This window comes from Neisseria elongata subsp. elongata (genome assembly GCF_900113545.1).
GTDB lineage: Bacteria > Pseudomonadota > Gammaproteobacteria > Burkholderiales > Neisseriaceae > Neisseria > Neisseria elongata.
Genome location: NZ_FOPS01000002.1, coordinates 1 through 19,434 on the forward strand (window position 1 = coordinate 1; position 19,434 = coordinate 19,434).

The window sequence follows — 19,434 nt, forward strand, 5'->3', positions numbered from 1 at the left end:
TGGAACTGGTTGAAATGGAAATCCGTGACTTGCTGTCAAGCTACGACTTCCCAGGCGACGACTGCCCGATCGTACAAGGTTCCGCACTGAAAGCCTTGGAAGGCGACGCAGCTTACGAAGAAAAAATCTTCGAACTGGCTGCTGCATTGGACAGCTACATCCCGACACCTGAGCGTGCCGTGGACAAACCGTTCCTGTTGCCTATCGAAGACGTATTCTCTATCTCCGGCCGTGGTACAGTAGTAACCGGTCGTGTAGAGCGCGGTATCATCCACGTCGGTGACGAGATCGAAATCGTAGGTCTGAAAGAAACCCAAAAAACCACTTGTACCGGTGTTGAAATGTTCCGCAAACTGCTGGACGAAGGTCAAGCAGGTGACAACGTAGGCGTATTGCTGCGCGGTACCAAACGTGAAGAAGTGGAACGCGGTCAAGTATTGGCTAAACCGGGTACCATCACTCCTCACACCAAATTCAAAGCAGAAGTTTACGTATTGAGCAAAGAAGAGGGTGGTCGTCATACTCCGTTCTTCGCTAACTACCGTCCACAATTCTACTTCCGTACTACCGACGTAACCGGTGCGGTTACTTTGGAAGAAGGTGTAGAAATGGTTATGCCTGGTGAGAACGTGGCCATCACTGTAGAACTGATTGCACCTATCGCTATGGAAGAAGGTCTGCGCTTTGCGATTCGCGAAGGCGGTCGTACCGTAGGTGCGGGCGTGGTTTCTTCTATCATCGCTTAACTTTTAGAGGCCAATAGCTCAATTGGTAGAGTATCGGTCTCCAAAACCGAGGGTTGGGGGTTCGAGACCCTCTTGGCCTGCCAAATCTAAAACTAACCGGCCTTGTGTCGGTTAGTTTTTTCTTTATGGGTAAAATGTAATGTCTGAGCAAAAGCCTGAAAATGGATTTACTTCAAGTAAAATACTAAATAAGGAGTTAAATGATAAGGTCCAGAATGTGAAAAAGTCCATTGTAAGTACATTGTTTAAAATTATTATTGCATTGGCGATTATTGTTTTTTCAATTTGGTTTACAAATTCAAAATATTTATTTGGTAGTTCTGAAGTTTTAAGGACTGCTATTTTGTCAACTTCAGTATTTGTTGCCGGCATTGTCTTAATATGGGGTAATTTTGCTCGCCTACTAATATATTTTAAAAATTCCGTTGTAGAGCTAAAAAAAGTAGTTTGGCCTGACAAAGCTTATGCGACGAAGATGACAATTTTTGTTTTAATATTTGTTACAATATTGACAATTTTTATTTATTTGGCTGATTTTTTAATTTCTTGGGTATTGTTTGATCTATTGATGAAGAAGGGTTAGTAATGTCTAAAAAATGGTATGTAGTTCAGGCTTACTCTGGTTTTGAAAAAAATGTACAAAAGGCACTTAAGGATAGAATTGAAAGAGAGGGGATGGGTGCATCTTTTGGAAAAATATTAGTGCCAACAGAAGAGGTTGTGGATATCAAAAATGGGCGGCGCACAGTAAGTGAGCGGAAATTTTTTCCTGGTTATGTTTTGGTAGAGATGGAAATGTCGGATGATTCTTGGCATCTAGTGAGAAGTACACCTAGAGTGTCAGGATTTGTTGGCGGGGAGGCTAATCGGCCTTTGCCGATTTCCCAAAGGGAGGTTGATTCCATTCTAGCTCAAATACAGATAGGGGGAGATAAGCCTAAGCCGCGCGTAGAGTTTGAAGTCGGCCAACAGGTGCGGGTAACCGAAGGGCCATTTGCTGACTTTAATGGTATTGTTAGTGAAGTTAATTATGAAAGAAGTAAGCTTCGTGTCTCAGTACAAATCTTTGGTAGGGAAACCCCTGTTGAGCTTGATTTTGGGCAAGTTGAAAAAAATTAGGATTATTCTGCATTATGCAGCTGAAATTTTGGCAACATGTAAAAAGATGCCTAGCTAATGATTAAGTTATTTCTAAGTTTTGATTTTTTGTATTTTTTAGAGTATAATGCTGGCTTTTTGGGAAGCGGAAATGGTTCCGCGCTATACCCGTTTTTAGGAGTCCTATAAGTGGCAAAGAAAATTATCGGCTACATCAAACTGCAAATTCCTGCAGGTAAAGCCAATCCATCTCCCCCAGTTGGTCCTGCTTTGGGTCAACGTGGTCTGAATATTATGGAATTCTGTAAAGCATTTAATGCTGCAACTCAAGGCATGGAGCCTGGTTTGCCGATTCCTGTTGTGATTACTGCATTTGCGGATAAATCATTCACTTTTGTGATGAAAACTCCTCCAGCTTCTATTCTGTTGAAAAAAGCTGCTGGTCTGCAAAAAGGTAGTTCTAATCCTTTGACAAATAAAGTGGGTAAATTGACCCGTGCTCAGTTGGAAGAAATTGCTAAAACTAAAGAGCCAGATTTGACTGCTGCTGACCTAGATGCTGCCGTTCGTACTATTGCTGGTTCTGCTCGTTCAATGGGCTTGGATGTGGAGGGTGTTGTATAATGGCTAAAGTATCTAAACGCTTGAAAGCTTTGCGCTCTTCTGTTGAGACCAATAAATTATATGCGATTGACGAAGCAATTGCTTTGGTGAAAAAAGCAGCGACTGCTAAATTTGACGAGTCTGTTGACGTATCTTTCAACTTAGGTGTTGACCCACGTAAATCTGACCAAGTTATCCGTGGTTCAGTTGTTCTGCCTAAAGGTACTGGTAAAACAACCCGCGTAGCAGTATTTGCTCAAGGTGCAAATGCTGATGCCGCTAAAGAAGCTGGTGCTGATGTTGTTGGCTTTGAAGATTTGGCAGCTGAGATCAAAGCAGGTAACCTGAACTTTGATGTCGTTATTGCTTCTCCTGATGCAATGCGCATCGTTGGTCAATTGGGTACTATCTTAGGTCCGCGTGGTTTGATGCCAAACCCTAAAGTGGGTACTGTTACTCCTAATGTGGTTGAAGCAGTTAAAAATGCAAAAGCAGGTCAAGTGCAATACCGTACAGACAAAGCTGGTATCGTTCATGCAACTATCGGTCGTGCTTCATTCGCTGAGGCTGATTTGAAAGAGAACTTTGATGCATTGCTGGACGCTATCGTTAAAGCTAAACCCGCTGCTGCTAAAGGTCAGTACCTGAAAAAAGTTGCTGTATCCAGCACTATGGGTTTAGGTGTTCGCGTTGATACGTCAAGCGTGAATAACTAATCTAAGAAATTTTCAAGCAACTCTATTTTGAGTCGCTTGAATTTGGGCTACTTAGAATTAAGTAGATGTCCAAGACCGTAGGGATCGCAAGATTTAATCGTAACTGCCCTACGCAGACGGTAGTCCTGAAACACATTGCAAGATTGCTTGTAAGATGTCTTTTTAGGTTACCGCGCTGGTGGGATATCATTTCGATATCCTGTTTATAAACAGTGGGAGGTAGACCTTGAGTCTCAATATTGAAACCAAGAAAGTAGCCGTAGAGGAAATCAGCGCAGCAATTGCTAACGCACAGACTCTCGTGGTTGCTGAATATCGCGGTATCAGTGTTTCCAGTATGACTGAGCTTCGCGCTAATGCGCGTAAAGAAGGCGTTTACTTGCGCGTTCTGAAAAACACATTGGCTCGTCGTGCAGTAGAGGGTACTTCATTCGCAGCTTTGGCTGATCAAATGGTTGGTCCATTGGTTTATGCTGCTTCTGAAGATGCTGTTGCTGCTGCTAAAGTGTTGCACCAATTCGCGAAAAAAGATGACAAAATTGTAGTTAAAGCCGGTTCTTACAATGGTGAAGTGATGAATGCTGCTCAGGTTGCTGAGTTGGCTTCTATTCCGAGCCGCGAAGAGCTGTTGTCCAAACTGTTGTTCGTTATGCAAGCTCCTGTATCAGGCTTTGCGCGCGGTTTGGCTGCTTTGGCAGAGAAAAAAACAGGCGAAGAAGCCGCTTAATCAATTTTGTTTCTGTTAATCAATTATTTTTTAATACAATATTTGGAGTATAAATAGCATGGCTATTACTAAAGAAGACATTTTGGAAGCAGTTGGTTCTTTGACCGTAATGGAATTGAACGACTTGGTTAAAGCTTTTGAAGAAAAATTCGGCGTTTCTGCTGCTGCTGTTGCAGTTGCGGGTCCTGCTGGTGCTGGTGCTGCTGCCGCTGAAGAAAAAACTGAATTTGACGTAGTATTGGCTTCTGCCGGCGAACAAAAAGTTGGCGTGATTAAAGTAGTTCGCGCAATTACTGGTCTGGGTCTAAAAGAAGCTAAAGACATTGTTGACGGCGCACCTAAAACTCTTAAAGAAGGTGTTTCTAAAGCTGAAGCTGAAGACATCCAAAAACAATTGGAAGAAGCTGGCGCTAAAGTCGAAATCAAATAAAATTTTTATATGTAAAGGGCTGGCAGCTTGGCTGTCAGCCTTATTGCATTTACTGAGTAGGTTAAAGATTTACCTAAATTTTCATGAATGTGATTTTTATGTGAAAATTTAGGTAAATTAACAGCCTTGGGTTGTATTTCTCATTTGAGATGAAATAAACCGCATTGCGTTGATATTAAGTAGTTTCAACTAATTGGAGTGTTTTTGGGATGGCTTATTCTTTTACAGAGAAAAAACGTATTCGTAAAAGTTTTGCGAAGCGTGACAATGTTCTTGATGTTCCTTTCTTGCTGGCGACGCAATTAGACTCGTATGCTAAATTTTTACAGCAGGGTGCTTCCTATGATAAGCGTATGGATGAGGGACTTCAGGCTGCATTTAATTCAATTTTCCCTATTGTTAGTCATAATGGCTATGCTCGTCTGGAGTTTGTTCATTATATTTTGGGAGAGCCTCTTTTTGATATCCCTGAATGCCAGTTGCGGGGAATAACATATGCAGCCCCTCTGCGTGCACGTATCCGGTTGGTTATTCTGGATAAAGAATCATCGAAACAAGATGTAATTAAAGAGGTGCGGGAAAATGAGGTGTATATGGGAGAAATTCCTTTAATGACACCTAGTGGATCTTTTGTTATCAATGGTACGGAGCGTGTCATTGTTTCTCAACTACATCGCTCTCCTGGCGTATTTTTTGAACATGATCGCGGTAAGACACATTCGTCCGGCAAGTTGTTATTTTCTGCGCGGGTTATTCCTTACCGTGGTTCCTGGTTGGATTTTGAATTTGATCCGAAGGATCTATTGTATTTCCGTATCGACCGCCGCCGTAAAATGCCTGTAACTATTCTGTTAAAAGCTTTAGGTTATAACGATGAGCAGATCTTAGATACATTTTATGATAAAGAAACGTTTTATTTCTTAAAAGATGGCGTTGAAACGAGTTTAATTGCAGGCCGTCTGAAAGGTGAAACAGCCAAGTTTGATATCGTCGATAAAGAGGGTAATGTATTAGTTGCCGCTGGCAAGCGTATTACTGCAAAGAATATTCGCGATATTGAAAAATCTGGTTTGGAAAGGTTGCGCGTTGATCCAGAGAGTTTAGTGGGCCGAACTTTAGCAAAAGATGTCATCTCTGCCGATACAGGTGAGGTCTTGGCGGTTGCAAATAGTGAAATTACGGAAGAATTGTTGGCGCAGTTTGATATCAATGACGTACAAGAAATTCAAACACTATATATAAATGATTTGGATCAAGGTGGCTATATTTCGGCAACCTTACGTACCGATGAAACTGCTGATCAGCATGCTGCTAGGGTTGCTATTTACAGAATGATGCGTCCTGGGGAACCTCCCACTGAAGAAGCAGTGGAGCTATTGTTTAACAGACTGTTTTTTAACGAAGACAGTTATGATTTGTCGCGTGTCGGCAGAATGAAATTTAATACTCGCACCTATGAACAAAAATTGACCTCTGAGCAAAAGGCTTCATGGTATGGCAGATTATTGAACGAGACATTTGCCGGTGCTGCAGAAAAAGGTGGTTTTGTTTTGGGTGTGGAGGATATTGTTGCCTCTATCGCCACATTGGTGGAATTGCGCAATGGTCATGGGGAAGTAGACGATATCGACCATTTGGGCAACCGCCGTGTTCGTTCTGTTGGTGAATTGGCAGAAAATCAATTCCGTAGCGGATTATCACGTGTCGAACGTGCGGTTAAAGAGCGGTTGAATCAGGCCGAGTCGGAAAATTTAATGCCGACAGACTTAATCAATGCCAAACCTGTTTCTGCGGCAATTAAAGAATTTTTCGGATCCAGCCAACTGTCGCAGTTTATGGATCAGACTAATCCGTTGTCGGAAATTACCCATAAACGTCGTGTTTCAGCATTGGGACCGGGTGGTTTGACGCGTGAACGTGCCGGTTTCGAAGTGCGCGACGTACATCCGACTCATTATGGTCGTGTTTGTCCGATTGAGACGCCTGAGGGTCCGAATATCGGTCTGATTAACTCGTTATCAGTCTATGCCCGCACCAATGATTACGGTTTCCTTGAAACTCCATATCGTCGAGTGGTAGATGGTAAAGTAACTGACGATATTGAATATTTGTCTGCAATTGAAGAAGGCCGCTTCGTTATTGCTCAGGCGAATGCCGCATTAGATGAAGAAGGTCATTTGGTAGATGATTTGGTCACTTGCCGTGAGAAAGGCGAGACCATCATGGCTACAACAGATCGGGTTCAATATATGGATGTGGCAACCGGCCAGGCAGTATCGGTTGCAGCCTCTTTGATTCCATTCTTGGAGCATGATGATGCGAACCGTGCTTTGATGGGTGCCAACATGCAGCGTCAAGCGGTGCCTTGTCTGCGTGCTGAAAAACCGATGGTCGGTACCGGTATCGAACGTGCCGTTGCGGTCGATAGTGCCACTGCCATTGTGGCGCGTCGCGGCGGTGTGGTTGAATATGTTGATGCTAATCGTGTGGTAGTGCGCGTCCATGACGACGAAGCAGTTGCCGGCGAAGTAGGCGTGGATATTTACAATTTGGTGAAATTCACCCGTTCTAATCAATCCACAAATATCAACCAACGTCCGGCTGTGAAAGCGGGAGACGTATTGCAACGTGGCGATCTGGTGGCAGACGGCGCATCTACCGACTTAGGTGAGTTGGCTTTGGGTCAGAACATGGTTATCGCCTTTATGCCGTGGAACGGATACAACTATGAAGACTCGATTTTGATTTCGGAAAAGGTGGCTGCAGACGACCGTTATACCTCGATTCATATTGAAGAGTTGAATGTCGTTGCCCGCGACACCAAGCTGGGTGCGGAAGATATTACCCGTGATATTCCGAACTTGTCCGAGCGTATGCAAAGCCGTTTGGACGAATCCGGTATCGTTTATATCGGTGCGGAAGTGGAAGCCGGCGACGTGTTAGTGGGTAAAGTAACGCCTAAGGGTGAAACCCAGCTGACTCCCGAAGAGAAATTGCTGCGCGCCATTTTCGGTGAAAAAGCATCCGACGTGAAAGATACTTCGCTGCGTATGCCTACCGGTATGAGCGGTACAGTCATCGACGTTCAAGTCTTTACCCGAGAAGGTATCCAGCGGGACAAGCGTGCCCAAGCGATTATTGATGCCGAACTGAAACGTTACCGTTTGGACTTGAATGACCAACTGAGAATTTTCGATAACGATGCATTTGACCGTATCGAACGCATGATAGTCGGTCAAAAAGCCAATGGCGGGCCGATGAAATTGGCTAAAGGCAGTAAGATTACCGCCGAATATCTGGCAGGTTTGCCCAGCAAACACGATTGGTTTGATGTACGTGTTGCCGATGAAAACATTGCTAAGCAGTTGGAATTGATTAAAGGTAGCTTACAGGACAAACGTGAAGAAGCGGAAACCCTGTTTGAAATCAAGAAGAAAAAAATGACTCAGGGCGACGAATTGCAACCCGGCGTACAAAAAATGGTGAAAGTATTTATTGCCATCAAACGCCGTCTGCAAGCCGGCGACAAAATGGCCGGCCGCCACGGTAACAAAGGTGTGGTATCCCGCATTCTGCCGGTAGAAGATATGCCTTACATGGCAGACGGTCGTCCGGTAGATATCGTGTTGAACCCGCTGGGCGTACCTTCCCGTATGAACATCGGCCAGATTTTGGAGGTTCACTTGGGATGGGCAGCCAAAGGCATCGGTGAGCGTATCGGCCGTATGCTTGATGAGCAGCGCAAAACAAGCGAAATCCGCAAATTCCTGGATACCATGTACAACGGTGATTTGGGCGGGCCGGATATGCATAAGGAAGATTTGTCGCAACTGAGTGATGAAGAAATCTTGGTATTGGCGCAAAATCTGCGTAACGGTGCTACTTTTGCCTCTCCCGTATTTGACGGTGCGCATGAGACTGAAATCAAAGCCTTCCTTGATTTGGCCTATCCAAGCGATGACCCCGAAGTACAAAAATTGGGCTTTAACGACACCAAAACCCAAATCACCCTGTATGACGGCCGTTCCGGCGAACCTTTTGACCGTAAAGTAACTGTCGGCGTGATGCATTATTTGAAACTGCACCACTTGGTGGATGAAAAAATGCATGCCCGTTCGACCGGTCCGTATTCGCTGGTTACCCAACAGCCGCTTGGCGGTAAGGCCCAGTTCGGCGGACAACGTTTCGGTGAGATGGAGGTTTGGGCTTTGGAGGCCTACGGTGCAGCCTATACCTTGCAGGAAATGCTGACCGTGAAGTCGGACGATGTAAACGGACGAACCAAAATGTACGAAAACATCGTTAAAGGCGAACACAAAATTGATGCCGGCATGCCTGAATCATTCAATGTATTGGTCAAAGAAATCCGTTCTTTGGGCTTGGATATCGACTTGGAACGCCATTAATGTTCCGTTTCAGACGGCCTCTGCCACGTGAGGCCGTCTGAAAAGCCGACATTTGTGCCGGCATCCATATTCAGCCGAAACCCGAAAAGATAAAGGTACGATCGGAAAGTCAAGCCGTGCAGTTGCCGGATAAGCCGTTTTCAGACGGCCTGCCTTATTTCCGATACCGTATGCCCCAGCCAAAGCGGACGAAATGTCCCAAGGAGCAAAAATGAAAGCATTGTTAGACCTGTTTAATCCCCTGCAAACCGCAGGAATAGAAGAAGAATTCGATGCCATCAAAATCGGCATCGCCTCTCCTGAAACCATCCGTTCGTGGTCTTATGGAGAAGTGAAAAAGCCCGAAACCATCAACTACCGCACTTTCAAACCCGAGCGCGACGGCTTGTTCTGCGCCAAAATCTTCGGACCGGTTAAAGACTACGAATGTTTGTGCGGAAAATACAAACGTTTGAAATTCAAAGGTGTAACCTGTGAAAAATGCGGCGTGGAAGTAACCCTGTCCAAAGTGCGCCGCGAACGCATGGGCCATATCGAACTGGCCGCACCTGTAGCACACATTTGGTTCTTGAAATCCCTGCCGTCCCGCTTGGGTATGGTGTTGGATATGACCTTGCGCGACATCGAACGCGTATTGTATTTCGAAGCTTTTGTCGTTACCGACCCCGGTATGACTCCGTTGCAACGCCGCCAATTGCTGAGTGAAGAAGATTATTATCAGAAATTGGATGAATATGGTGATGATTTCGACGCAAAAATGGGTGCGGAAGGTATACGCGATCTGTTGGCGAAGTTAGATATTGCGAAAGAAGTCGAAATCCTGCGCCAGGAATTGGAAAGCACCGGTTCGGACACCAAAATCAAAAAAATTGCCAAACGCTTGAAAGTATTGGAAGCGTTCCAGCGCAGCGGCATGAAACTGGAATGGATGATTATGGACGTCCTGCCGGTATTGCCGCCCGATTTGCGCCCGTTGGTGCCGTTGGACGGCGGTCGTTTCGCCACTTCCGATTTGAACGATTTGTACCGCCGCGTCATCAACCGTAACAACCGTCTGAAACGCCTGCTGGAACTGCACGCCCCTGACATCATCGTCCGCAACGAAAAACGTATGTTGCAAGAAGCGGTTGACTCACTGTTGGATAATGGCCGTCGCGGTAAAGCCATGACCGGCGCCAACAAGCGTCCGCTAAAATCATTGGCAGACATGATTAAAGGTAAGGGTGGTCGTTTCCGTCAAAACCTGTTGGGTAAACGTGTGGACTACTCAGGTCGTTCCGTGATTACCGTAGGCCCGTACCTGCGTCTGCACCAATGCGGTTTGCCGAAAAAAATGGCCTTGGAGCTGTTCAAGCCGTTTATTTTCCATAAGCTGGAACTGCGCGGCGAAGCCTCCACCGTGAAGGCGGCCAAAAAACTGGTCGAACAAGAAGTGCCGGTAGTATGGGATATTTTGGATGAGGTCATCCGCGAACATCCGATTATGCTGAACCGTGCGCCGACCCTGCACCGTTTGGGCATTCAAGCGTTTGAACCCATCCTGATCGAAGGCAAAGCCATTCAGCTGCATCCGTTGGTATGTGCCGCGTTCAACGCCGACTTTGACGGTGACCAAATGGCGGTACACGTTCCGTTGAGCTTGGAAGCTCAAATGGAAGCCCGTACCTTGATGCTGGCTTCGAACAACGTATTGTCTCCTGCCAACGGCGAGCCGATTATCGTACCGTCTCAGGACATCGTATTGGGTCTGTATTACATGACCCGCGACAAAATCAACGGCTTGGGCGAAGGCAGCCTGTTTGCCGATGTTAAAGAAGTACACCGTGCCTACCACACCAAACAAGTTGAATTGGGTACGAAAATTACCGTGCGTCTGCGCGAATGGGTGAAAAATGAAGCGGGTGAATTCGAACCTGTCGTTAACCGTTACGAAACCACCGTCGGCCGTGCATTGTTGAGCGAAATCCTGCCGAAGGGCCTGCCGTTCGAATACATCAACAAGGCACTGAAGAAAAAAGAAATTTCCAAGCTGATTAACGCATCATTCCGCCTATGCGGTTTGCGCGATACGGTTATTTTCGCCGACCACTTGATGTATACCGGTTTCGGATTTGCAGCCAAAGGCGGTATTTCCATCTGTGTGGACGACATGGAAATTCCGAAAGAGAAGCCGGAATTGTTGGCCGAAGCGCAAGCCGAAGTGAAAGAAATCGAAAACCAATACCGTCAAGGCTTGGTCACCAACGGCGAACGTTACAACAAAGTGGTCGATATTTGGGGGCGCGCCGGCGATAAAATCGCTAAAGCGATGATGGACAACCTGTCTAAGCAGAAAGTCATCGACCGTGACGGCAACGAAGTGGAGCAAGAGTCGTTTAACTCCATCTACATGATGGCCGACTCCGGTGCCCGTGGTTCTGCGGCGCAGATTAAACAGCTCTCCGGTATGCGCGGCTTGATGGCAAAACCTGACGGCTCGATTATCGAAACCCCGATTACGTCGAACTTCCGCGAAGGCCTGTCGGTATTGCAATACTTTATTGCGACCCACGGCGCGCGTAAGGGTTTGGCCGATACCGCTTTGAAAACCGCCAACTCTGGTTACCTGACCCGCCGTTTGGTGGACGTTACCCAAGACTTGGTGGTGGTTGAGGACGATTGCGGCACATCAGACGGCTTCATCATGAAAGCCGTGGTACAAGGCGGCGATGTGATTGAAGCATTGCGCGACCGTATTTTGGGACGCGTGGCCGCACAAGATATCGTTGATCCTTCTACCAACGAAACACTGGTGGAAGCCGGAACCCTGCTGACCGAACAACTAGTGGACATCATCGACAACTCCGGCGTGGATGAAGTGAAAGTCCGCACCCCGATTACCTGTAAAACCCGTTACGGCCTGTGTTCGAAATGTTACGGCCGTGACTTGGCTCGCGGTAAATTGGTCAATGCGGGCGAAGCCGTCGGTGTCATTGCGGCGCAATCGATCGGCGAACCGGGTACCCAGCTGACCATGCGTACCTTCCACATCGGTGGTGCGGCTTCCCGTGCGGCGGCAGCGAGCCACGTGGAAGCGAAATCCAACGGTACGGTGCGCTTTAACAGCCAAATGCGTTATGTGGCAAACAATAAGGGCGAGCTGATCGTTATCGGACGTTCTTCCGAAGTCGTGATTCACGACGAAATCGGCCGCGAACGCGAACGCCACAAAGTACCTTACGGTGCCACCTTGCTGGTACAGGACGGTTCGACCATCAAAGCGGGCACAACCCTTGCTACTTGGGATCCGCATACCCGTCCGATGATTACCGAGCATGCCGGCCTTGTGAAGTTTGAAAACGTGGAAGAAGGTGTAACCGTTGCCAAACAAACCGACGAAATCACCGGCTTGTCCACTTTGGTGGTGATTGACGGCAAACGCCGCTCTTCCAGCACCAGCAAACTGCTGCGTCCGACGGTGAAACTGCTCGACGAAAACGGCGAAGAAGTCAAAATCCCGGGCACGGAAACCCCCGTTTCCATGGCCTTCCCGGTTGGCGCGGTGATTACCGTACGCGAAGGACAGGAAATCGGCAAAGGCGACGTATTGGCGCGTATCCCGCAGGCTTCGTCCAAAACACGCGACATTACCGGCGGTCTGCCGCGCGTGGCCGAATTGTTTGAAGCCCGTATCCCGAAAGATGCCGGCATGCTGGCCGAAGTAACCGGTACCGTGTCGTTCGGTAAAGAAACCAAAGGCAAACAACGCCTCATCATTACCGATGTGGACGGCATAGCCTACGAAACCCTGATTTCCAAAGAGAAACAGATTCTGGTGCATGACGGCCAAGTCGTAAACCGCGGCGAAACCATCGTAGACGGTTCGGTTGATCCGCACGACATCCTGCGTTTGAAAGGCATCGAAGAACTGGCGCGCTATATTGTTCAAGAGGTGCAGGAAGTTTACCGACTGCAAGGTGTGAAGATTTCCGACAAACACATCGAAGTCATCATCCGTCAGATGTTGCGCCGCGTGAACATTGTCGATCCGGGCGAAACCCGCTTCATTACCGGCGAACAGGTAGAACGTGCCGAAGTGATGGCGGTTAATGAGAAAGCATTGGCCGACGGCAAAGAACCGGCGCGCTTTGAAAATATCCTGCTGGGTATTACCAAAGCCTCTTTGTCTACCGACAGCTTCATCTCTGCCGCGTCCTTCCAGGAAACCACACGCGTCCTGACCGAAGCCGCGATTATGGGCAAACAGGACGACTTACGCGGCCTGAAAGAGAACGTCATCGTCGGCCGACTGATTCCGGCCGGTACAGGCTTGACTTACCACCGCACGCGCCGCCGCCAATGGGCAGAGCAGCAGGCTGCGCAATCGGGAGAAACGGTTGCCTCCGCTCCGGTTGAAACGTCTGCCGACGAACAGCCGCAGGCATAAGCAGTACAAAACGCCGTCTGAAAAGACGGCGTTTTTCTTGGCAGCGTTTTCAGACGGCCTCATATGGCTCAAAGATGGTCGATTCCAATAGAAAGGCCTGCCCAGCCATTTCCGGCTGTGTAATGATGGCCGCAGGAGTATTGGCCTTGGGCCTGCAATGTGAATCAGCCATTATTAGGCTTGGTTTGCCGTTGCCGAAGTTTGCCGCTTGAAAGCAGGTGGAACGATGCTATAAGATGCGGCCGTCTGTTTTCAGACGGCCTCACTGCCTGAAACAGATTATTCGGACTTTTACGTCATCAAGGAACAAACCGATATGAAAAACATCCTGTTAATCAACGGCCCCAATCTCAATTTGCTCGGTACGCGCGAACCGCAGATTTATGGTGCGGACACGCTGGCCGATGTAGAACGCCGCCTGATTGAATCGGCGGCGGGGCGCGGTGTCGCGGTGCAATGTTTTCAGAGTAACAGCGAAGGCGGGCTGGTAGACCGCATCCATGCCGCCCGCGATGAAGGCGTGGATGCAGTCATCATCAATGCGGGTGCTTATACGCACACCAGTGTCGCCATCCGCGATGCGCTGGCCGGTGTGGCAATACCGTTTGTCGAAGTGCATATCTCCAATGTCCACCGCCGCGAACCTTTCCGTCATCATTCCTATTTGTCGGACCTTGCCGAGGGCGTAATTGTCGGGCTGGGGATGTACGGTTATGAGGCCGCACTGGATTTTTTGATTCGCCGGCAGGGTTGAGCGCACGAGGTAAAAAAGGCCGTCTGAAAACTTCCTCCCACAGGGAAAAGGTTTTCAGACGGCCTTTCATATGTCCTCAGGCGCAGATTAAAGCAAGCCGTGTTCGTGCAGTTTTTTACGCAGCGTGTTGCGGTTGATGCCGAGGACGGCCGAAGCTCTGGATTGGTTGCCGCCGCACTGCGCCATCACGGTTTCCAGCATCGGTTTTTCCACTTGGCGCAACACCATGTCGTAAACGTTGCAGGCGGGTTCGCCGTCCAGCGTGCGGAAGTATTGGTGAAGGTTTTGCTCGATACAGTTGGTGATATCGGGAATTTTGTTGGGCATAGCATAATCTCAATTGGAATTTTTTTATATTTGCCGCCGTTGTATCCGGCAGCCCCGTAAGTGAATCGGTATTGTATGCAAAAAGCTCAGTTTGCGATAGTTGTTAAACCGTTTATTTAAAAAATTTACCTTTTATCTTGGTGTGGCGTGGTTTGGTCGCATTTAGACGGCCTTTTCAGACGGCCATTCGCCCTGCTCCTGCCGTTCCAAAAAGGCTGAAACGGCATCGTATTGTGCGGCGGCAGAATCGAGGGTGTTGATGTGTTTGCGGCAGGCTTCGCCGTCAGGAAACGGCGCGAGATACCAGCCTATGTGCTTGCGGGCAATGCGCAGGCCTGCGGTTTCGCCGTAAAAGTCATACATTTCCCGCAGGTGTTCCAACATGGCGGCGGAGGCCGCCTGAAAGGTGACGGGTGCGGGCGGGCTGCCGTGCTGCAGGAAGTATGCGATGTCGGCAAACAGCCAGGGCCGACCTTGCGCGCCGCGCCCGATCATCACGCCGTCCGCCCCGGTCTGCCGTAAAACCTCGGCGGCTTTTTGCGGGGTGGTGATGTCGCCGTTTACCCACAGCGGTATCGAAATGTCGTGTTTGACTTCGGCAATCAGGTCGTAAGAGGCCTGCCCCTTGTACATTTGCTCGCGGGTGCGGCCGTGGACGGCAAGTGCGGCGATGCCTGCCTGTTCGGCCATTTTGGCCACCGTGCGGATGTTTTTATTGTTTTCGGCAAAACCGAGGCGGGTTTTCAGCGTAACGGGAACGTCCACCGCCGACACCACCGCGCGCAGGATGTCGCCCACCAGTTTTTCGTTTTGCAGCAATGCGCTGCCCGCCAGCACGTTGCAGACTTTTTTCACCGGGCAGCCCATGTTGATATCGATAATCTGCGCGCCGTTTTCCACATTGTAGCGCGCGGCCTCAGCCATTTGTTTCGGGTCGCTGCCCGCAATCTGCACCGCCCTCAGATCGTCTTCGCCGTCGAAATCGCCGCGCGACAGGCTTTTTTTGGTGTGGCGCAGCGAAGGGTCGCTGGCCAGCATCTCGCTGACGGCGTAACCCGCGCCGAAACGGCGGGCCAGCCGTCGGAACGGTTTGTCGGTAATGCCTGCCATCGGCGCGAGGGCGACGGGCGTGGCGATGCTGTAGGGGCCGATGCGGAACATATTGGAAATACGGTGGAAACGGAAGAGGGCGGATTATAGTCAAATATCCGGCAAACCGTCACGGCAGACGGACCGTACCCGCATTTTTACCCAAGCCCGAAAAGGCCGTCTGAAAACAGGGCGGGCAAGGCGGATCGGCGGGAAAAAGTTGAAGCACGCGCGCCGCTGCTTTATGCTTGCGCGTTTTATCAAGACCGGACGGATCAGGCAATGGACGGACGACTGGAAGCAGGTGTGGACGAAGCGGGGCGCGGGCCGTTGATCGGCAGCGTATTTGCCGCCGCCGTGATTCTTCCGCCCGATTACGATTTGGCCGGTTTGGCCGACTCGAAAAAACTCAGCGAGAAAAAGCGCGACGCGCTGGCGGAAGAAATCCGGCGGCAGGCGGTGGGCTGGTGCGTGGCTTCGGCCGACGTGGCGGAAATCGCCGAACTCAACATCCTGCACGCCGCGATGCTGGCCATGCGCCGCGCGGTGGAAGGTTTGGCCGTGCCGCCGCAGAAAGTGTGGATAGACGGCAACCGCGTGCCCGAAGGTTTGGCCATCGAAGCGGAAGCCGTGGTGAAGGGCGACGATAAAATCGCCGCCATATCCGCCGCATCGATACTGGCCAAAACCGCCCGCGACGCGGAAATGTACGCCTTGGCCGAACGCTATCCGCAATACGGTTTCGAAAAACACAAAGGCTACGGCACGGCGGCGCACCTGGCCGCCCTGAAACAATACGGCGCGCTGCCGGAACACAGGGCGGATTTCGCCCCCGTGCGCGAATTGCTGGCGCAGGGACGTTTGTTTGAATAGGCCGTCTGAAAACACGGTTTCGATTGAAAGGGAAACAGCATGAACATCACCGTATTGGCCGTCGGCACGAAAATGCCGCGCTGGGTGGACGAGGCGGTAAACGAATACGCCAAACGCTTCGGCCGCGACATTCAGTATGCCTTGAAGGAAATCAAGCCGGAAAAACGCGGCGCGGGCGTGAATGCCGTGCAGGGCATGGCGGCGGAGGAAAAACGGATTTTGGAGGCCGTGCCGGAAGGCGCGTATCTGGTGGTACTGGACGAACGCGGCAAAGCGCCGACTTCGCTCGAATTGGCGGCACATCTGAAAGACTGGCAGTTGCAGGGCGAGCACGTCTGCTTCGTAATCGGCGGCGCGGACGGCATGACCGACGCGCTCAAACAGCGGGCGAAAATGATGCTGCGCCTCTCCAGCCTCACCCTGCCGCACGGCATGGTGCGCGTGCTGCTGACCGAGCAGCTTTACCGCGCGGTGTCGATTCTGAACCACCATCCGTATCACCGCGAATAGGCGGGAAAAAAACATCAAAAGGCCGTCTGAAACCGGGTTGTTTTTTCAGACGGCCTTTCTGCCAATGGCAACAATCTGCCGGGGTGAATCAATTTACGCCCTGCGCTTGCCGTTTCTGCGGCATTTCGATTTTATAGTGGATTAAATTTAAATCAGGACAAGGCGACGAAGCCGCAGACAGTACAGATAGTACGGCAAGGCGAGGCAACGCCGTACTGGTTTAAATTTAATCCACTATATTGCACTGCCGATTATATGCCGCAGGCGGACGGTTTCGCGCTGTCGTTATGCGCGTTGGCTCAAGGGTTTTCCGGTTCGGCCTTTGGCGTTTCTTGCGGTGCGGTTTGCCGGCCGCCTTCGGTGTCTGCGCTGTGCTCAAGTGCTTGGTCGCTTGGGTTGCCGCCGTCGTTGTCGGGCGCGGCTGCGGCGGCCGATGGGCCGTGAAGGGCGGAATGGGCGGGCTCGAGCAGGGCGGCGGTGGCGGAAAGCTGCTGCCACAGCAGGCTGTTTTGTTCGCGGCCGTCGTGCGGGTGCAGCTGTTCCAGTTCGGCCTGTACGTCGGCGAGCCGGGCTTGGAAGTCGGTTTTGTCCAGTTCCGGCACGGCTTCGAGCAGGTCGCACAGGCGGTAGGCGGCGGGGAAGTATTGTTGTAGGAAGGGTTGGTGTTCGTCGTCGCGGCGGATGGTGGAGCGGTATGCGCCGAGGGCGGAGATGTAGCCGATGAGGGAATAGTTGATTTTCAGCAGTTGGAAGCCGTCTGAAAGGCGGCTGCCGTATTTGGACGGTTCGGCCGACATGTCGGACAGTGTGCTGGAGAGGGCGGCGGCGCGTTCGTGGCTCAGGCGGCGCGCGCTGCGGTAGGCGACGTCTTCGCCGCCGCCGCTTTTCAGGCTGTCGAGGATGCCACGCAGGTAGCCCGCGTCGGCGGCGATGGCGGCCGCGCCGGTTTTGCCCAGTTGCAGGTAGTGCCAGTCGGGCCAGATATAGGACACTGCCGCCCAGGCGAGCAGGCAGCCGACGACGGTGTCGGCCATGCGCATCGGCAGGGCTTGGGCGATGTCGAAGCCGGCGATGGAAAAGCCGATGAGGGCTTGGATAGTGATGAAGAAGGTGGAGTAGCTGTATTTGTTGGCGCGGAAGAGGAAGAACAGGGACACGCCGGCGGTCAATACCATCAGTTTGGCTTCGAGCGACTGGGTGAAGTAGGGCAGCAGGGAGCCGACGAGTACGCCCGCCAGTGTGCCGGCGATGCGTTGTTTCAGACGGCTTTGGGTGGCGGAGTGGTTGGGTTGGCAGACGAATACGGCGGTCAGCAGTATCCAATAGCCGAAGTTCAGTTGCAGGGTTTCCACTACGAGGCCGCAGAAGAGCACCAGTATCGCCATGCGGACGGCGTGGCGGAAGGTGGGGGCTTCGGGGGTGAGCTGGCGGCGGATGCTTTTGAAGGCGTCTTTCAGTTTGGCCGAATCGTGGTGGGCGATGCGCAGGTCGCCGCCTTGTTCTTCGGTCAGCCCGCTTTCGAGGTGGGAGAGCTGGTAGTTGATGCTTTGCAGGTTGGCGGCCAGCCGTTGCAGTTGCGGCAGTTCGGCGGCGTCGCGGTGGAGTTCGGCATAATGCGCCACCGACTGCCTCAGGCCTTTGCGCGCCCGTGCCAGACGCGGGTCGTCTTCATAAACCCGGCCGTTTTTCAGGCTGTCGGCGATGTCGCGGCAGGCCTGTGCCTGCAATTCCATCAGGCGCAGGAAGCGGAAAATCAGGTCGCTGTTTTTCAGTTTGTCCGCCATGGCGCGATAGTGTATGTGGCTGGAACTGGCGCGTTCGTGGATGTCTTGGGCGGCGAAGTAATAACGCAGCATACGGGTGGTGCGCGGATGGCGGTGCTGGCCGCGCATGCGGTAGAACAGCGCGCTGCGGCAGAGGTTGAAAGTGTCGATGACGCGGCTGTTTTTCATGGCCAGGTCGATTTGACGCTGTTCCAGGCCGTCTGTTTCGTCGGGGTCGAAAAAAACGGCTTTGGCATCGAGATACGCACCCAGTGCGCAATAGGCTTCGGCCACGGCTTCCTGCACCGGGCGGTGCGGCAGCAGGATGTGCAGCAGCAGGGTAACCGCGTTGTAGAGCGACGCGCCGCACAAAATCATCAGCGGATTGACGTACCAGGCGGCCGGATGGGCGGGGTTGTAGGTCAGCGTGGTGTACACCGCCACCGCCAGCGTGCCGAAGGAGATGGTACGGTAGCGCAGGCCGACCGCGCCGATCATGGTGAAAACGAAGGCCAGCAGGGCCATCACCGCCAGAAACACCCCGGGCCGCCCCAGCGCGGCCTGCACCGCCAGCGAGGACACGGCAAAGGCCGCCAGCGACACCGTCGTATTTTTCAGACGGCCTGACAATACGTTGTCCAAATCGACCAAGCCGCCCGCAATCACGCCCAGCACCAACGGAATCGTAACCGATTCCAGGCGGAAGCGGTAAACCAGATAGGCGATGATGCCGGTACTCACCAGCGACGGCAGCATGGCAATCAGTTTGGCATTGACGGGCGGGGTTTTGAATTTCATTTTGCGGGCAGGGGCAGTCTGGGAAAACGGCATTTTACACATTTTCAGACGGCTCCAGCCTGAAAATCCCAACCCCGAAAAGGCAAATATGCGATAATCGCCCCGTCCTACCGATTAGAGGCAACACATGGCCCGCCCCGCATTTTCCACCCGCCCTTTCCGGGCCGC

General features: G+C 51.1%; 15 protein-coding genes, 1 tRNA gene and 1 pseudogene. 14 read left to right on the forward strand and 3 right to left on the reverse strand.

Annotated features, from left to right (window positions below; all coding sequences use genetic code 11):
* The 11 genes from BM261_RS02045 to aroQ form a co-directional block, all read left to right on the forward strand.
* A partial coding sequence (locus BM261_RS02045; RefSeq protein WP_143095746.1) for an elongation factor Tu occupies positions 1 to 746 on the forward strand: 746 nt, incomplete at its 5' end.
* Positions 747 to 753: 7 nt separating this feature from the next.
* Positions 754 to 829: transfer RNA gene (locus BM261_RS02050), tRNA-Trp, on the forward strand.
* A 56-nt stretch (positions 830 to 885) separates the two neighbouring features.
* Entirely contained in the window at positions 886 to 1,329 is a 444-nt protein-coding gene (secE, locus tag BM261_RS02055; RefSeq protein WP_083426628.1) for a preprotein translocase subunit SecE, read from the forward strand.
* A 2-nt stretch (positions 1,330 to 1,331) separates the two neighbouring features.
* Complete coding sequence (gene nusG, locus BM261_RS02060) at positions 1,332 to 1,865, forward strand: transcription termination/antitermination protein NusG (RefSeq protein ID WP_070452829.1); 534 nt, start codon at positions 1,332 to 1,334, stop codon at positions 1,863 to 1,865.
* Positions 1,866 to 2,033: 168 nt separating this feature from the next.
* A complete protein-coding gene (rplK, locus tag BM261_RS02065; RefSeq protein WP_002220151.1) occupies positions 2,034 to 2,468 on the forward strand; it encodes a 50S ribosomal protein L11 in 435 nt (144 codons plus the stop codon).
* Positions 2,468 to 3,163, forward strand: coding sequence for a 50S ribosomal protein L1 (gene rplA / locus BM261_RS02070; protein ID WP_074894671.1), 696 nt, complete (start codon positions 2,468 to 2,470; stop codon positions 3,161 to 3,163). Before rplK ends, rplA begins: the two co-directional genes overlap by 1 nt.
* Positions 3,164 to 3,389: 226 nt before the next feature.
* Positions 3,390 to 3,890 (forward strand): 50S ribosomal protein L10, encoded by a 501-nt coding sequence (rplJ, locus tag BM261_RS02075; RefSeq protein ID WP_074894673.1) that lies wholly within the window; start codon positions 3,390 to 3,392, stop codon positions 3,888 to 3,890.
* A gap of 58 nt (positions 3,891 to 3,948) precedes the next feature.
* A complete protein-coding gene (gene rplL, locus BM261_RS02080; protein ID WP_003769706.1) occupies positions 3,949 to 4,320 on the forward strand; it encodes a 50S ribosomal protein L7/L12 in 372 nt (123 codons plus the stop codon).
* Between the two features lie 209 nt (positions 4,321 to 4,529).
* Positions 4,530 to 8,726, forward strand: a complete 4,197-nt coding sequence (gene rpoB / locus BM261_RS02085; RefSeq protein WP_074894675.1) for a DNA-directed RNA polymerase subunit beta — start codon at positions 4,530 to 4,532, stop codon at positions 8,724 to 8,726.
* Positions 8,727 to 8,937: 211 nt separating this feature from the next.
* A complete protein-coding gene (gene rpoC / locus BM261_RS02090; protein ID WP_074894676.1) occupies positions 8,938 to 13,152 on the forward strand; it encodes a DNA-directed RNA polymerase subunit beta' in 4,215 nt (1,404 codons plus the stop codon).
* Between the two features lie 316 nt (positions 13,153 to 13,468).
* Positions 13,469 to 13,906, forward strand: coding sequence for a type II 3-dehydroquinate dehydratase (gene aroQ / locus BM261_RS02095; protein WP_074894678.1), 438 nt, complete (start codon positions 13,469 to 13,471; stop codon positions 13,904 to 13,906).
* An 87-nt stretch (positions 13,907 to 13,993) separates the two neighbouring features.
* Here aroQ and BM261_RS02100 read toward each other — a convergent pair whose 3' ends face one another.
* Positions 13,994 to 14,233 carry a Fis family transcriptional regulator gene (locus tag BM261_RS02100; RefSeq protein ID WP_074894680.1) on the reverse strand — a complete coding sequence of 80 codons (240 nt, stop codon included), beginning with the start codon at positions 14,231 to 14,233 and terminating at the stop codon, positions 13,994 to 13,996.
* Between the two features lie 162 nt (positions 14,234 to 14,395).
* Positions 14,396 to 15,394: a tRNA dihydrouridine synthase DusB gene (gene dusB / locus BM261_RS02105; RefSeq protein WP_074894682.1), complete on the reverse strand. Its 999-nt coding sequence runs from the start codon at positions 15,392 to 15,394 to the stop codon at positions 14,396 to 14,398.
* Positions 15,395 to 15,604: 210 nt separating this feature from the next.
* Here dusB and rnhB point away from each other — a divergent pair, with 210 nt between their 5' ends.
* The 3 genes and pseudogenes from rnhB to BM261_RS12265 form a co-directional block, all read left to right on the forward strand.
* Entirely contained in the window at positions 15,605 to 16,195 is a 591-nt protein-coding gene (gene rnhB, locus BM261_RS02110; protein WP_074894684.1) for a ribonuclease HII, read from the forward strand.
* Between the two features lie 39 nt (positions 16,196 to 16,234).
* Positions 16,235 to 16,705 carry a 23S rRNA (pseudouridine(1915)-N(3))-methyltransferase RlmH gene (rlmH, locus tag BM261_RS02115; RefSeq protein ID WP_074894685.1) on the forward strand — a complete coding sequence of 157 codons (471 nt, stop codon included), beginning with the start codon at positions 16,235 to 16,237 and terminating at the stop codon, positions 16,703 to 16,705.
* A gap of 132 nt (positions 16,706 to 16,837) precedes the next feature.
* A pseudogene (locus BM261_RS12265) lies at positions 16,838 to 16,945 on the forward strand (IS5/IS1182 family transposase); the annotation flags it as partial.
* Positions 16,946 to 17,004: 59 nt separating this feature from the next.
* Here BM261_RS12265 and yccS read toward each other — a convergent pair.
* Complete coding sequence (gene yccS / locus BM261_RS02120; protein WP_074895187.1) at positions 17,005 to 19,266, reverse strand: YccS family putative transporter; 2,262 nt, start codon at positions 19,264 to 19,266, stop codon at positions 17,005 to 17,007.
* Positions 19,267 to 19,434 lie beyond the last annotated feature (168 nt).